The organism is Streptomyces sp. NPDC054834 (genome assembly GCF_053611185.1).
The window spans coordinates 63,423-78,410 of record NZ_JBSGZV010000041.1; the positions used below are offsets into that span (position 1 = coordinate 63,423).

Sequence of the window (14,988 nt, forward strand, 5' to 3'; positions counted from 1 at the left end):
TGACTATGTCCAAGATCAGGGGCATGCGTGGATTCCTCACTTCTTCGATCGGCGTCTCCTCGGTCGGCGTCACCTGCGCCGCCGCCCTCGCCCTGCCGCTGACCGTGCCCGCGACAGCCGCTCCCGCGAGACCCGTCGGGGGGCGTGCCGTCGCATCCGCGGTCCCCGGCGGCACCCAGTCCCTGCCCCTGGCGCCCCTCACCCGGGACCGTGCCAACGGTGCCGCCTCCGAACAGGGCCTGCACCGCGAGCACGTACGGCCCTTCTCACTCGTCGGCGTCGTCTGGGACGACCCCGGCACCGAACTCCACGGTCACGTCCAGGTCCGTACCCGGGCCGCCGGCACCGGCGGATGGTCCGGCTGGCAGGACGTCGAGACGCACAACGCCGACCACGGCGCCGATCCGGACACGGCGGAACGCGCCCCCGGCCAGGTGCGCGGCGCCACCGCGCCGCTGTGGGTGGGGGATTCGGACGGGGTCGACGTACGCGTGCGGGCCGACGACGGGACCGACGGGACTAAGGCGACCGAGGGGACTAAGGCGACCGAGGGGGCGGAGAGGGCCGGCGACGGAGGCCGGGCCGCCGGTGCCGCCCGCGCACCCCTTCCCTCCGGTCTGCGCCTGGAACTCGTCGACCCCGGTGACGAGCCGCCGCCCGGCGGGCCCCCGGCCGACGTTCCGGGCACCGGCACCCTCCAGGAGGCCGAGATTGCCGCCTCCGCCGTCAACACCGACCTCGCGCCCTTCGCCGCCACCGAGATCCCGGCCCTCAGCAGGGCGGACACCGAGATGCAGCTACTGGCCCTGCGCGGCGACCAGCTGACCGAGGCCCAGCGCAGCAAGCCGCACATCGGGCCGCGCCCGCGCATCGTGACCAGGCGCGGCTGGCGCGCGGACGAGTCGCTGCGCGAGAAGGGGTTCGTCTACACGCAGAAGGTCAAGGCGGCGTTCGTCCACCACACCGCCTCCGGCAACAACTACCGCTGCTCACAGGCGCCGTCGGTCATCCGCGGTATCTACCGGTACCACGTCCGCAGCATGGGCTGGCGCGACATCGGCTACAACTTCCTCATCGACAAGTGCGGGACCATCTACGAGGGCCGCGCCGGGGGAGTGTCCAAGGCGGTCCGCGGCGCACACACCCTCGGGTTCAACGTCAACAGCATGGGCATCGCCGTGATCGGCAGCTACGGCAAGAGCAAGCCGTCCACCGCCGCGGTGAAGGCCATCGCCAAGCTCACCGCGTGGAAGCTCGGGCTCTACGGGGCCAATCCACGCGGAAAGACATATCTGAAGTCGGGCGGTGGAAATCTGTACCCGAAGGGGAGGAACGTACGACTGAACGTGATCTCCGGTCATCGGGACGGATACGCCACCGATTGTCCGGGGAAGCGGCTCTACGCCAAGCTCGGCTCGGCCCGTTCCACCGCGGCACGCTACCAGGGGCGCTGACGGGCGGGGCGCACGTTCATCGCCGTCGGGGGAGGCGGCCGGGGGAATCCGCGCGCCGATGTCGGGGGACATCGCGCGGCCGTCGAGGGCGCTGTCGCACGGTCTGCATACACTGGCCGGCCGAAACACAGTTCGGCCGGTCCCGGCAGGAAGCAGAGACGACAGGTGACAGAAGCGATCCTCCTGGTCGGCGGCAAAGGCACCCGGCTGCGCCCGCTCACGGTGCACACCCCCAAGCCCATGGTCCCGGCGGCCGGGGTCCCGTTCCTCACCCACCAGCTGGCCCGGGCCAGAGCGGCGGGCGTGGAGCACATCGTGCTCGCCACGAGCTACCTGGCCGAGGTCTTCGAGCCGTACTTCGGCGACGGCACCGCGCTGGGCCTCCACATCGAGTACGTCACCGAGGAGGAACCCCTCGGCACGGGCGGAGCCATCCGCAACGTGGCCTCGCGACTGCACTCCGGCCCCGACGAGCCGGTGCTGATCTTCAACGGCGACATCCTGACCGGGCTGGACATCAGGGCGCTGGTGCGCACCCACGAGGAGACGTCGGCGGACGTGTCCCTGCACCTCACCAAGGTCACCGATCCCCGCGCCTACGGCCTGGTCCCCACCGACGACACCGGCCGCGTGCTCGCCTTCCTGGAGAAGCCGCAGACCCCCGAGGAGATCGTCACCGACCAGATCAACGCCGGCGCGTACGTCTTCCGCCGCTCGGTCATCGACGCCATCCCGGCGGGCCGCCCGGTGTCCGTGGAGCGCGAGACGTTCCCCGGTCTGCTGGCCGCCGGGGCCCACCTCCAGGGCCTGGTGGACTCGACGTACTGGCTCGACCTCGGCACGCCCGCGGCCTTCGTCCGCGGTTCGGCCGACCTGGTCCTGGGCCGGGCCCCTTCCCCCGCCGTCCCCGGCCGCTGCGGCGACCGCCTGATCCTGCCGACGGCCACGGTCGCGCCCGACGCCAAGCTGACGGGCGGCACGGTGGTGGGCGAGGGCGCCTTCGTCGCCGAGGGGGCCCGGGTCTTCGGCAGCACGATCCTGCCGGGGGCCGTCATCGAGCCCGGTGCCGTCGTCACCGACTCCCTCATCGGCACCCGCGCCCGCGTCGGCGAGCGCTCCGTCCTGACCGGCACGGTGATCGGCGACGGCGCGGTCGTCGGGGCCGACAACGAACTGCGGGAGGGCGTGCGGGTGTGGTGCGACGCGCGCATTCCGGCGGGGGCGGTGCGGTTCTCCTCGGACCAGTAGCCGGTGGGTGGGGGAGGGGCCTCGTAGACGCCTGCTTATGGAACTGAGCGTTGTGGCTATGGCCGTCGCTACTTCGCCACAGTTGACTGTTCGCATGACCCACACACGGCACCGAGACGACTTTGATCATCGGAGGCACCGGCAAGACCGGGCGGCGTGTCGCGGAGCGGCTGACCGCCCGGGACCGCCGAAGCGGTCGGGCCCCTCTCCGAACCGGCCGTCAGGAAGGGCGCGCCCCGACCGGCGAGCCCCTGGACTTCGCCGGGAAGGCCGCTGTCGCCGGCGTCCGGGCCGTCCGACACCTCCCGTACCCGCCCTCCGCCTGCGACAGGTCATCACATGGACGCTCTGGCCGGCCTCCTCGAAGGCCTGAAGGCGCGCGGCTCGTTCCTGCTCCAGTCCGTCTTCCGGCCGCCGTGGTCCCTGCGCGTCGAGGACCGTGCCCCGGTGTCCCTCGTCACCATGGTCCGCGGCGACGCCTGGGTGATGCCCGACGGCGGCACGCCGGTCCTGCTGAAGCCGGGCGACCTCGCGGTGCTGCGAGGACCCGACCCGTACACCGTCGCCGACGACCAGGACACTCCCGTGCGCGTCGTCGTGGGCCCCGACCAGCGGTGCGGCACCGTCGACGGCGCCGACCTCACCGACATGATGGCGCTGGGCGTGCGTACCTGGGGTGACGCCGGCGGACCGGAGACGTCCGTCATGCTCAGCGGCACCTACCAGGCCCCCGGCGCGGTCGGCCGCCGCCTGCTGGACGCCCTCCCCGCCCTCCTCGTACGCACCACCGAAGGCGCCGACGACCCGCTGATCCCCCTTCTCGCGCAGGAGATCACCCGTGACGAGCCCGGACAGGAACTCGTCCTCGACCGCCTCCTGGACCTGCTCTTCGTGGGCCTGCTGCGCGACTGGCTCAGGGAGCCGGAGTACGGCGTCCCCGCCTGGTACCGCGCGCAGTCCGATCCGACCGTCGGCCCCGCCCTGCGGCTCCTGCACGACAACCCGGCCAAGCCCTGGACGGTGGAGTCCCTGGCCCGGAAGACCGGCGTCTCCCGGGCGGCCCTGGCCCGTCGTTTCACCGCGGTCGTGGGGGAGCCGCCGATGGCCTATCTGGCCCAGTGGCGTCTCACCCTCGCCGCGGACCTGCTCTGCGAGCCGGACGCGACCCTGACCAAGGTGGCCCACCAGGTCGGCTACGGCAGCGCCTTCGCGCTCAGTTCTGCCTTCAAGCGCGTGCGCGGCGTGAGCCCCCAGGAACACCGGGCGACGGGCGGGGCGGCGCAGGCGCTTTCCCCGCCGCCACCGTCCAGGACGGTCGTCCTGGGCCACCGAACCTGCTGAGAGAGGCCAAGCCCATGTCTATGGACCTGTCACGCCGTTCCGGTGGCGCGGCCGGAGTGCTGCTCATGGTGGCCTGTATCGCGATGGCACTCCTGGCGGGCCTGTTCTTCGCCTACGACCTGTCGATCATGCCGGGCCTGTCCCGCCTGGACGATGCCGCCTATCTCACCGCCATGCGGAACTTCAACGACGAGATCGACAACAGCGGTCCGTTCGCGGTCGTCTTCCTCGGGGCCCTGGTGGCCACGGTGTGGGCCGCGGTCGCCGAGTACCGGCGGGCGCGCAGGGGCGCGGCACTGTGGGCCGCCGCTGCCGGTGTGCTCTACCTGGCCGTACTGGTGATCACCGTCTCGGTGAACCTGCCCCTGAACGGCGAACTCGCGGATCTCGGCGACCCCGCGAAGGCCGCGGACCTCTCGCTCGTCGACAAGTTCAAGGGCGTCTGGTCGACCACCAACATCATGCGCACCGTGCTGACCACGGCCGCGGTGGGCTGCCTGGCCCAGGCCCTGAAACTGCACGGCCGGTCCACCCCCGCGGCCGTGCGACAGGGCTGACCGCACCCTCGGCCGACTTCACTGCCTGCCGACTTCACTGCCGCCCGACTTCACAGCCTGCCGATGTCCCCGACAGGCATCCGCGGAGCCCTCCGCGGCGGCACACGTCCGCTCAGCAGGACAAGCCGTGCCGCCCGGTGCCGCTGCCCCGCATAGGGCTCCAGCAACTCCAGCATCACGGCGTCGTCCGCGGCCCGGTCCCCGGCCAGCGCCCACCCGATGATCCCCGGCAGGTGCAGATCCCCGACCGTCACCGCGTCCGCCGCCCCGTGACTGCGCTGCACGGTCTCCGCCGACGTCCACGGCCCGATCCCCGGCACGACCTCCAGCCGCGCCTGCGCGGCCTCGGGAGGCATCCCGGCCGCCTCCTCCAGCCGGGCGGCGAGCCGCACGGCCCGCAGGATCGTCGACGCCCGTTTGTTGTCGACCCCGGCCCGGTGCCACTCCCAGGAAGGGATCAGCGCCCAAGCCCGAGGCTCCGGCATCACGTACATCCGCCCGGGCGCGGCCCCCGGCGCCGGCTCCCCGAACTTCCGCACCAGCAGCCGCCACGCCCGGTACGCCTCGACGGTCGTGACCTTCTGCTCCAGGACCGACGGAATCAACGACTCCAGCACCAGGCCGGTCCGCGTCAGACGCAACCCCGGCCGCCGGTGCCGGGCCATCGCCACCACGCGGTGCCGCGGCGCGAACGCGGAGGGATCATCGGCGGCACCGAGCAGCTCCGGCAACTGCTCCAGCAGCCACTCGGCCCCCGGCCCCCACGCCTCGCCGCGCACCTCACCGCCGTACGCCGACACCCGCAGCGTCCCCGGTCCGGCGGGCGTCCGGCTGGCCCGCCACACGGACCCGTCCGGTGCCGCGCGGAAGGTCGGATCCCCGGGTCCGCGCCTCAGCGGCCCGAGCACCAGTCCGAGATCGAGGGGTCCGTCCGGCACCCACGTGCGCACCCGCCCCGGCCCCGCGGACTGCCGGGGGACACCGGCGGGCACGGCAACATGCCCACCACGCACGGTCGTACGCGTGGGCCGTGGAGCGAAACGTCCTGCCACGAATGGGATCCCTCGGCTGCCGGAGCTGTGCTACGAGACTGGAGCTGAGCTGCTGTGCTACGAGACTGGAGCTGAGCTAAGGACTGGCGCTGAGCTGAGGACTGGCGCTGTGCTACGAGACTAGGCGGTCCCGCGGAGGAGACCGGTCAGCGCACCTCGATGAACGCCCCCGCCTCCCGCTCCGGCCGGGGCCGCGGCTCCTCGGCCGGATGGCCTACCGCCACCGCTCCCATCGGATCCCAGTCCGCGGGCAGGTCCAGCACCTCGCGCACCACGTCCCGGCAGAACATCGTCGACGACACCCAGGCCGACCCCAGCCGCTCCCCGGCCAGCGCGACCAGGAAGTTCTGCACGCCGGCTCCGGTGGCGACGACGAACATCTCCCGCTCGGCGCCGTCCCGCCGCGCGTCCCCGTAGGTGTGCGAGCCGTCCATGACGAGACACGGCACCACGAGATACGGCGCGTTGCGCAGCAGGTCACCGCGCCGCACCCGCTTGGCGATCGACTCCTCGGTCTTCGCGTCCCGCCGCAGGTCGGCGATCCAGGCGTCGCGCATGGCGTCGAGCAGCCGCGTACGCGAGGCCTCCGACTCCAGCAGCACGAACCGCCACGGCGTCGTGTGGTGCGGCGCCGGCGCGGTCACCGCCGCGGCCACCGCCCGCCGTACGGCCCCGGGGTCGACCGGCTCGTCGGTGAAGGCCCGTACCGTACGCCGCTGGGTCACCGCCTCCCGGACCGCCTCGGAGGTACCCAGCCGGAACATGTCGTCGCGCGCGCCGCGCACCATGGCCCGCGCCCCCGTGCCGTGGTCCTCGGCCACGGTGTGCGGCAGCCCGCGCAGCACGGCGAGGGGCAGTCCGGCGGCCTTGCCCTTGACCAGATCACCGGCGGCGGCCAGTTCGTCCGCCGTGGCGACGACGGTGGCGGAGAGCGGATTGCCGTGCGCGTCCGTGTCCCCGCGAAGGTCGTCCAGCACGCGCACGCCCGCGGCGCCGATCGCGACGTCCGTGAGCCCCGCGCGCCAGGGTCGCCCGAAGGTGTCGGTGACGACGACCCCGACATTGACGCCGAGCGCCTCCCGGAGCCCGTTCCGGATGGCCCGCGCGGACGCGTCCGGGTCCTCGGGCAGCAGCAGCACCGTGCCGGAAGGGGTGTTGGAGGCGTCGACCCCGGCGGCCGCCATGACCAGGCCCTGCCGGTTCTCGACGATCCGCAGCGGGCCGCGCCGCGCCACCACCCGCACGGTCTCGGCATCGATCGCGGCCTCCCGGTCGGCCGCCTCGACGATCCGGCCCTCCGCCTTGGACACGATCTTCGAGGTGACGAGCAGCACGTCCCCGTCGGCCAGCCCCGGCTCGGCACCGGCGATCACCTTGGCGAGGTCGTCGCCCCGCTGCACCTCCGGGATCCCGGAGACGGCCCAGACCCGGTATTCGGGCACGGCACCGTCGTCCGGCCGCCGGGACACTCCGCCGCTCACGCCCGTCGCACCTCCTCCGCCAGCGTCAGCGCCTCCTGGGCCATCCGCGCGGCCGCGTCGACGTCGGTCATCATCAGCGGTACGGCCCGGCAGCGGATGCCGGCCGTCTCGACCCGGTCGACCGTGCCCGCGTCCACGGTGTCCACCAGCCAGCCGTCGAGCAGGCCGGAGCCGTAGTGTTCGGCCACCGCCGCGGCCGTGGACTCGACGCCGACCGCCGCGAGCACCTTGTCGGCCATGCCGCGCACGGGCGCGTCCCCGACGATGGGGGACAGGCCCACCACCGGCACGTCGGCGTCGGCGATCGCCTCCCGGATGCCGGGCACGGCGAGGATCGTGCCGATGGACACGACCGGGTTGGACGGCGGGAACAGCACGACGTCCGCTTCCGCGATGGCCTCCAGCACACCCGGCGCCGGCTTGGACTGCTCGGCGCCGACCGGCACGACCGCCTCCGCCGGGACCGAGGCCCGTAGCCGCACCCAGTACTCCTGGAAGTGGACCGCCTTGCGCTCGCCGTCCACGTCGACCGCCACATGCGTCTCCACACGGTCGTCGGTCATCGGGATCAGCCGGACGCCCGGCTTCCAGCGGTCGCACAGCGCCTCGGTCACAGCGCTCAGCGGATATCCGGCGCTCAGCATCTGCGTCCGCACGATGTGCGTGGCGAAGTCCCGGTCGCCGAGCCCGAACCACTCGGGTCCGACCCCGTACGCCGCGAGCTCCTCCTTGAGGTGGAACGTCTCGTCCGCCCGACCCCAGCCCTGCTCCTCGTTGATGCCGCCGCCGAGCGTGTACATCACCGTGTCGAGGTCCGGGCAGACCTTCAGCCCGAAGAGGTGGATGTCGTCCCCGGTGTTGCCGATGACCGTGACGTCCGCGTCCGGCACGGCCTGCCTCAGACCGCGCAGGAACCGGGCACCACCGATGCCGCCTGCCAGAACCACAATGCGCATGGAAGCAGTCTTGCAGGCGGGTACGACAACGCGTCAGGCAGTCACCGGACGCGGCTCGCTCCGGCCCTCGCAGTGCGGGGAGATGGGGGTCCCCCCGGTCGAGCGAAGTCGAGACTGGGGGAGCATGGGCATCTCGGTCAGGCCCGGGTAATAGACGTGCAGGCTGACCGCCGGCTCCAGCGTGGCGTTGACGACCTCGTGCGCGTACCCCGGCGCGAAGACCCGCTGCGCCCCCTCGCCCAGCGCGCGCGTGCCCCGGTCGGTCCGCTCGGTCAGCGTGCCCTCCAGGACGGTCAGCACACCGGAGGAGCGGCCGTGGTCGTGCAGACCGGTGCCCTGCCCCGGCACCCAGGACAGCAGCCACACCTCGTAGCCCGGGCCGGTGCGCAGCCGGTGGTACCAGCGGCTCGTCGCGTCGTACTGGACGAGGTGCGCCCACTGGGAGCGGTCGGCGGCGATGTCACGGGCCAGGCCGACGAACTCGGCGACGGTGGCCGGGTGCTCGCGCGGGGTCTGGAGCAGGTGCGGGACTTCGAGGATGTCGCCGGCGATCTGGAGGTCGTTGTCGCTGTTCATGGGGTGCGGTGGGTCCTCGGCGGAAGAGTGGGGCCAGGGATGAAGACACGCAGCCGAGTCGGGACGGACTCAGGCGCAGCCGGAGCGGTGCGGAAGGCTCAACAGCTGGGACAGCAACAACAGCTACAGCGGGCGCGGGCAGCACCGTGGGACCCGGCGGGGCGGGTCGAGGTGAGTGCCAAGTGCGCGAGCATGCCCACAAGGACAGCGGCTCACACCTCGCATGTCAACTCCGCGCCCGGATTGTGGGACATGTTTCACCTCATCCGGTTCATTCCTCAGGTGAAAGGTTTGTTCATCGGGTTGCTGGGACACATGGCGTCCATCCGGGCGCACGAGCCTCGTCGGAACGCGATCGAACTCCTGGGCGTCCTTCTCCGTACAGGTATCTGTGTGGAGTGGGAGGCCCTCCCGGGCCTCGTCTGCGTGTCAAGGTTTATGGCGATTTGAACACTTTCCGCTTGGCCTTGGTTCCGCAGAGTGAATAACGGGCTCAATAGCAGATCTCGGCTTGACTCTCCCGGAGCGGCACACTTGTAATTTCACTCGTGTCGTTCAGCCGAAATCGGTAACGGCCGCGACCACGGGGACGCGAAAGACAGACGAGGGGCGCACATGACCGAACTGGTGCAGCAACTGCTGGTCGACGACGCGGACGAGGAACTCGGCTGGCAGGAGCGCGCGCTGTGCGCCCAGACCGACCCCGAGTCCTTCTTCCCCGAGAAGGGCGGCTCCACCAGAGAGGCCAAGAAGGTCTGCCTCGCATGCGAGGTGCGGTCCGAGTGCCTTGAGTACGCGCTTTCAAACGACGAGCGATTCGGCATCTGGGGTGGCCTGTCCGAGCGCGAGCGGCGCCGCCTGAAGAAGGCCGCGGTCTGACACGGGCGGAGATCCGGCACAGGCAACGCGGTGATCCGGCACAGGTACCAGGCCCAGAACAGGTACATACGACGGCAAACAGCGCGAACGGCCCGTCGCGGGTGGGTTGTCCACAGGCGGCGGGCCGCCGTCATGCCCAGCCGATAGTGTGGTCGCTCGTCCGAGACGCCTCGCCACCCACAGGGGGCGCGGGCGTCCACCGCAGTCCACCGAACCGGGGCCCGTACCTCGATGTCCGTGCACAGCCATACGGCAGCCCACCAAGCAACAGCTGCCATGCCTGAGTTCCCGCGTCATGTCGTCACAGCGGTGCTCGTCTCCCACGACGGCGCCCGCTGGCTGCCCGACGCGCTCGCCGGGCTGCTCGGCCAGGAGCGCCCCGTCCAGCACGCCGTGGCCGCCGACACCGGCAGCGCGGACGACTCCGCCCAGCTGGTCACCGAGGCACTCGGCGCCGACCGCGTGCTGCACCTGGCCCGCCGTACCGGCTTCGGCCAGGCCGTCGAGGAGGCGGTCCGCTCCGCGCCCGTCCTCACCCCGGACGAGCTGCCGTACCTCAGGCGCCCCAGCGGCTGGGACCCGGTCACGCGCTCGTGGCGCGACGACGCCTACGACCTGCCCGACCTCCCGCACGGCGAGCCGATCCAGTGGCTGTGGCTGCTGCACGACGACAGCGCCCCCGAACCCGACGCCCTCGCCCAGCTGCTGCGCGTGGTCGACAACGAACTGGAGCTCGGCCGCGACGACGTGGCCGTCGTCGGCCCCAAGCTGCGCGGCTGGTACGACCGCCGCCAGCTGCTCGAGGTGGGCGTCAGCATCGCCAATTCCGGCCGCCGCTGGACCGGCCTGGACCGCAGGGAACAGGACCAGGGACAGCACGACCACGTCGGGCCCGTGCTGTCGGTGTCCACCGCCGGCATGCTCGTCCGGCGCGACGTCTTCGAGCAACTCGGCGGCTTCGACCGGCGGCTGCCCCTGATGCGCGACGACGTCGACCTGTGCTGGCGGGCGCACGCGGCCGGCCACCGCGTCCTCATCGCCCCGGAAGCCGTCGTACGGCATGCCGAGGCCGCCTCCCGCGAGCGCCGCACCGTCGACTGCGTAGGCCGCACCGCCGCCTCCCCGCACAAGGTCGACAAGGCGGGCGCCGTCTACACCCTGCTCGTCAACGCCCGTACGGCCGTGCTGCCCTGGGTCCTGCTGCGGCTCGTGCTCGGCACACTCCTCAGGACCGTCGCCTATCTCGTCGGCAAGGTCCCCGGACAGGCCGTCGACGAGATCCGCGGCCTGCTGGGCACCCTGCTGCGGCCCGAGCGGATCATCGCCGGACGCCGCAGGCGAGGCCGCCCGCAGGTCGACAAGGGCGAACTGCGGCCCCTGTTCCCGCCGCCCGGCGCGACCGTGCGCGCCACCGTGGAACAGGTCGCCGGCAACCTCTTCGGCAGCTCCGACCCCGAGGTGTCCTCCGCCGGACGGCACGGCGGCGCCGTCGAGTCCGGACCCGGTGGCGACGACGCCGACTTCCTGGAGATCGAGCAGTTCGCCCGCCTCAAGCGCATCGCCCGCAAGCCCGGCCCGGTGCTCTTCCTGGTACTGCTGCTCGTGTCGTTCGCCGCCTGCCGGAACCTGCTCGGCGGCGGCGCGCTCGCGGGCGGCGCACTGCTGCCCGCCCCGGCCGGCTCCGGCGAACTGTGGTCGCGCTACCTGGACGCCTGGCACCCCGTCGGCTCCGGCGGCACCCCGTCCGCCCCGCCCTACCTCGCCCTCGTGGCGATGCTGGCCTCCGCATTCCTCGGCTCGACCGGCCTCGCCGTCACCGTCCTGATGGTCTGCTCGGTGCCGCTGGCCGGGTTCACCGCGTACTTCGCCTCCCGCCCGCTGGTCACCTCCCGCCTGCTGCGCGCGTGGGCGGCCGTCGCCTACGCCTTCCTGCCCGCCGCCACCGGTGCCCTCGCCGGAGGCCGCATCGGCACCGCTGTCCTCGCCGTGCTGCTGCCGCTCATCGCGCGCGCGGGCATCGCGGCGAGCGGTCTCGCCAATGCCTCAGACGCACGCGGCAGTTGGCGTGCCACCTGGGCGTACGCGCTGCTACTGACCATCACCACCGCGTTCACCCCGATCGTGTGGCCCATCGCGCTGGTCCTGGGGCTCGGCGTGCTGGCCGTGCGCCGCCGCGAGATCGTCGCCTACGGCCTGCGCCTCCTCGCCCAGCTGGGCACCCCGCTGCTGGTCCTCGCGCCCTGGTCGCTGACCCTGTTGCCGTTCGGCTTCTTCAAGGAGGCGGGACTGGAGTACGGCTCCTCGGCCGCCACGGCCCTGGACCTGCTCGGCGCCAGCCCCGGCGGACCCGGCACGGTGCACGGGCTGATGCTCATCGGCATCGTGCTGGCCGCGCTCGCCGCCCTGCTGCGCTCCGCACGTCAGCTGGGAATCCGGACGGCCTGGGCCGCCGCCCTGGTGGGCCTCGTCTTCGCGGTCCTGTCCAACAGCTCCACCTGGGCCGGCCCCGCCACGCTCGTCTACGGCCTCGCCCTCCTGGCCGCCGCCGCGCTCGGCGCCGACGGGGCACGCGCACGCGTGGCCGAGCAGAGCTTCGGCTGGCGCCAGCCGGTCGCCGCGCTGATCGCCTTCGCCTCGGCCGCGGGCCCGCTGCTCGTCGCCGCCGACTGGATGATCGGCGGCGCCGACGGGCCGGTGGAGCGGCGCGATCCCGTACAGGTGCCCGCGTTCGTCGCCGAGGACAGCGGCACCCGCGACCACGCCCGCACCCTGGTCCTCGACAGCGACTCCACCGCCCGCGTGAGCTACAGCCTCGTGCGCGGCTCCGGCGCTCGCATGGGCGACGCCGAACTGGCCGCCGCCGACGGCGAGAACAGCAAGCTCGACAAGGTCGTCGCCAACCTGGTCGCCGGCTCCGGCGCCGACCAGGCCGACCAGCTCGGCAAGTTCGCCGTCCGCTATGTCCTGGTCCACAAGGGTGCGCCACGCGAGGTCAGCCGCGTCCTGGACGCCACCCCCGGCCTGTCCCGGCTCAGCCAGCAGGACGGCAGCGCGCTGTGGCGCATCGACCAGGAGGTGTCGCGGGCCGCCATCGTGGCCGCCTCCGGTTCCGGCACCCCGCAGCCCGTCGCCGCCGGGCCCGTCGAGATCCACACCACGATCCCCTCCGGCGCCGACGGCCGTGTCCTGCGCCTGGCCGACTCCACCGCCGAGGGCTGGGCGGCCACCCTGGACGGCAAGCCGCTGACCCGCACCACGGTCGACGGCTGGGCCCAGGGCTTCGAACTCCCCTCCTCCGGCGGAAAACTGGACGTCACCTACGACGCCCCGATCGGCCACACCGCCTGGCTGTGGGCCCAGGGCGCGCTCGCCGTCGTCCTGGTCGTGCTCGCCCTGCCCGGCCGCCGCCGCGACGTCGACGACGACCTCCCCGAGGAGCAGCCCGTCCCCGCAGAGGCCACCGCCGGCGAGGGCCGCCGCGCCCGCCGCCTGCGCGCCCAGGCGGAGGCCGAGGAGGCCGGGGAGACCGATGCGGGAGACCCGGAGGCCATGCCTTTCCCGCCCCAGGAGCCGGTCGCCGTACCCCACCAGCAGTCCTACGACGAGTGGGACCCGGCCACCTACGCGGGCGCCGAGTACGGCGGCTACGGCACCGACCAGCACCAGGGCACCGCGCAGTACCCGGGCGCGTACGACCAGCAGGCATACCAGGCCGACCCGTACCAGGCCGATCCGTATCAGAACGGCCAGTACGACCCGTACGCGTACGGCGGTACGGACCAGCAGGCGCCGTACGACCCGACGTACCAGCAGGGCTACGACCCGGCCTATGACCCTGCGCAGCACCACCCCCACGGCACCGGCAACGAGCGCCCCGACGGGAGCCAGCAGTGAACCGCACCACCCTGTCCCTGATCGCCGGCACGGCCGCGCTCGCCGCCGTCACCGGGTTCGCCGCGCTCAACCCGCCGGACGCGTCCGGCGCCGCCACCGCCGCCACCGCAGGCACGGCGGCCCGGCTGCCGGTGGAGCGCACGAGGCTGCTGTGCCCGGCGCCGAGCATCTCCGACATCGCCGAGACGTCGTACACGTCCTTCACGCCGGTCACCAAGGGCGCGGCGAGCGGCGGCAAGGCCGAACTCCAGGCGGCCACCGAGCAGTCGGCGGACGCCACGGACGACTCGGCGTCAGGGAAGACCGGGAAGACCGGCAAGAGCGGCAAGAACACGCAGAAGAAGACTGCCAAGCCCGTCCTGACGCCCAAGGACCCCGGCACGCCGGTGACCGGGGACACCTCCGGCGCGGACGCGCCCGCACTGGTCGGCACCGCCGAGGGGAAGTCCGCGCCCGGCTGGACCGTCCAGGAGACCACCGAGGTCGCCGCGGGCACCGGCCGTGGTCTGCAAGGCGTCAACTGCACCGCGCCGGACACGGAGTTCTGGTTCCCGGGCGCCAGCACGGCCGCCGACCGCACCGACTACGTGCACCTCACCAACCCCGACGACAGCGCCGCCGTCGTCGACATCGACCTCTACGGCAAGGACGGCTCCCTGAAGTCCACGCTGGCGGACGGCCTCACCGTCCAGCCGCACGCCAGTGAGCCGGTCCTGCTGTCCACGCTCACCGGTGAGAAGCAGGACAACCTCACCGTGCACGTCAGCGTGCGCAGCGGACGGGTCGGGGCGGCCGTGCAGGCCCTGGACGACAAGCTCGGCGGCGACTGGCTCCCCGCCTCCGCCGACCCGGCGGCCGACCTGGTCCTGCCGGGCATCCCCAAGGACGCCACCTCCGTCCGCCTCATCGCCTTCACCCCCGGCGACGCCGACGCGGACCTGAAGGTGCGGCTCGCCACCTCCAACGGCCTGATCACCCCCGCCGGCCACGAGACGCTGCACGTGAAGTCGGGCATGACGACGGCGGTCGACCTCGGCGACGTCACCCGGGGCGAGGCCGGCTCCCTGCTCCTCACCCCCTCCGACCAGTCCGTCCCGGTGGTCGCCGCGCTGCGCGTCATACGGGGCACGGGCGCCAAGCAGGAAACGGCCTTCATCCCCACCACCAGCCCCATCGGCACGCGCGCGACCTCCGCGGACAACAGCGGCAAGAACAGCACCCTCTCGCTGACCGCCCCCACGGCCACCGCCCAGGTCAAGGTCACCGCCTCCGCGGGCAGCGAGGGCGGTACAGCGGTCTCGAAGACCTACACGATCAAGTCCGGCACCACCCAGCCCATCACCGCCCCCGTCCCGACCGGCCTCAAGGGCACCTACGCCCTCACGGTCGAGCGCCTCTCCGGCGGCCCCGTCTACGGCTCCCGCACCCTCGCAGCCACCGAGGAAGGCGTCCCGGGCTTCACGATCCAAACCCTCCCGGACGACCGGGGAACGGTCTCGGTACCAAAGGCGGACGAGGACTTGGCGGTGCTACAGAAGTAGGGCCAGACG

Annotated in this window: 11 protein-coding genes; 7 read left to right on the top strand and 4 right to left on the bottom strand. The window is 72.8% G+C overall.

Annotation, left to right across the window (positions count from 1 at the left end; translation table 11 throughout):
- The first annotated feature begins 23 nt into the window (after window positions 1–23).
- The 4 genes from ACWGJM_RS37385 to ACWGJM_RS37400 all read left to right on the top strand — a co-directional run bounded on the left by ACWGJM_RS37385 (window position 24) and on the right by ACWGJM_RS37400 (window position 4,600).
- Window positions 24–1,454 (top strand): peptidoglycan recognition protein family protein, encoded by a 1,431-nt coding sequence (locus tag ACWGJM_RS37385; protein ID WP_453416207.1) that lies wholly within the window; start codon window positions 24–26, stop codon window positions 1,452–1,454.
- 165 nt (window positions 1,455–1,619) lie between these two features.
- Window positions 1,620–2,702, top strand: a complete 1,083-nt coding sequence (locus ACWGJM_RS37390; RefSeq protein WP_453416208.1) for a sugar phosphate nucleotidyltransferase — start codon at window positions 1,620–1,622, stop codon at window positions 2,700–2,702.
- A gap of 339 nt (window positions 2,703–3,041) precedes the next feature.
- Window positions 3,042–4,043: an AraC family transcriptional regulator gene (locus ACWGJM_RS37395; RefSeq protein ID WP_453416209.1), complete on the top strand. Its 1,002-nt coding sequence runs from the start codon at window positions 3,042–3,044 to the stop codon at window positions 4,041–4,043.
- A gap of 14 nt (window positions 4,044–4,057) precedes the next feature.
- Window positions 4,058–4,600, top strand: coding sequence for an anthrone oxygenase family protein (locus ACWGJM_RS37400; protein ID WP_453416210.1), 543 nt, complete (start codon window positions 4,058–4,060; stop codon window positions 4,598–4,600).
- Window positions 4,601–4,650: 50 nt separating this feature from the next.
- On the opposite strand, the gene ACWGJM_RS37405 is transcribed toward ACWGJM_RS37400, so the two are convergent.
- The 4 genes from ACWGJM_RS37405 to ACWGJM_RS37420 all read right to left on the bottom strand — a co-directional run bounded on the left by ACWGJM_RS37405 (window position 4,651) and on the right by ACWGJM_RS37420 (window position 8,665).
- Complete coding sequence (locus ACWGJM_RS37405) at window positions 4,651–5,652, bottom strand: DNA-3-methyladenine glycosylase family protein (RefSeq protein WP_453416211.1); 1,002 nt, start codon at window positions 5,650–5,652, stop codon at window positions 4,651–4,653.
- 146 nt (window positions 5,653–5,798) lie between these two features.
- Window positions 5,799–7,133: a coenzyme F420-0:L-glutamate ligase gene (locus ACWGJM_RS37410; RefSeq protein ID WP_453416212.1), complete on the bottom strand. Its 1,335-nt coding sequence runs from the start codon at window positions 7,131–7,133 to the stop codon at window positions 5,799–5,801.
- Window positions 7,130–8,089 carry a 2-phospho-L-lactate transferase gene (gene cofD / locus ACWGJM_RS37415; protein WP_453416213.1) on the bottom strand — a complete coding sequence of 320 codons (960 nt, stop codon included), beginning with the start codon at window positions 8,087–8,089 and terminating at the stop codon, window positions 7,130–7,132. The genes ACWGJM_RS37410 and cofD overlap by 4 nt, the downstream gene beginning before the upstream one ends.
- Window positions 8,090–8,122: 33 nt before the next feature.
- Window positions 8,123–8,665 carry a cysteine dioxygenase gene (locus tag ACWGJM_RS37420; RefSeq protein ID WP_453416214.1) on the bottom strand — a complete coding sequence of 181 codons (543 nt, stop codon included), beginning with the start codon at window positions 8,663–8,665 and terminating at the stop codon, window positions 8,123–8,125.
- Between the two features lie 615 nt (window positions 8,666–9,280).
- On the opposite strand from ACWGJM_RS37420, the gene ACWGJM_RS37425 reads away from it, so the two are divergent.
- The 3 genes from ACWGJM_RS37425 (at window position 9,281) to ACWGJM_RS37435 (ending at window position 14,979) form a co-directional block, all read left to right on the top strand.
- Window positions 9,281–9,544 (top strand): WhiB family transcriptional regulator, encoded by a 264-nt coding sequence (locus ACWGJM_RS37425; protein ID WP_132852983.1) that lies wholly within the window; start codon window positions 9,281–9,283, stop codon window positions 9,542–9,544.
- A 231-nt stretch (window positions 9,545–9,775) separates the two neighbouring features.
- Window positions 9,776–13,438 (top strand): glycosyltransferase, encoded by a 3,663-nt coding sequence (locus ACWGJM_RS37430; protein ID WP_453416215.1) that lies wholly within the window; start codon window positions 9,776–9,778, stop codon window positions 13,436–13,438.
- The gene (locus tag ACWGJM_RS37435) at window positions 13,435–14,979 is read left to right on the top strand and encodes a DUF5719 family protein (RefSeq protein ID WP_453416216.1); all 1,545 of its coding nucleotides are present in this window, start codon (window positions 13,435–13,437) and stop codon (window positions 14,977–14,979) included. The genes ACWGJM_RS37430 and ACWGJM_RS37435 overlap by 4 nt, the downstream gene beginning before the upstream one ends.
- The last annotated feature ends 9 nt before the right edge of the window (window positions 14,980–14,988 follow it).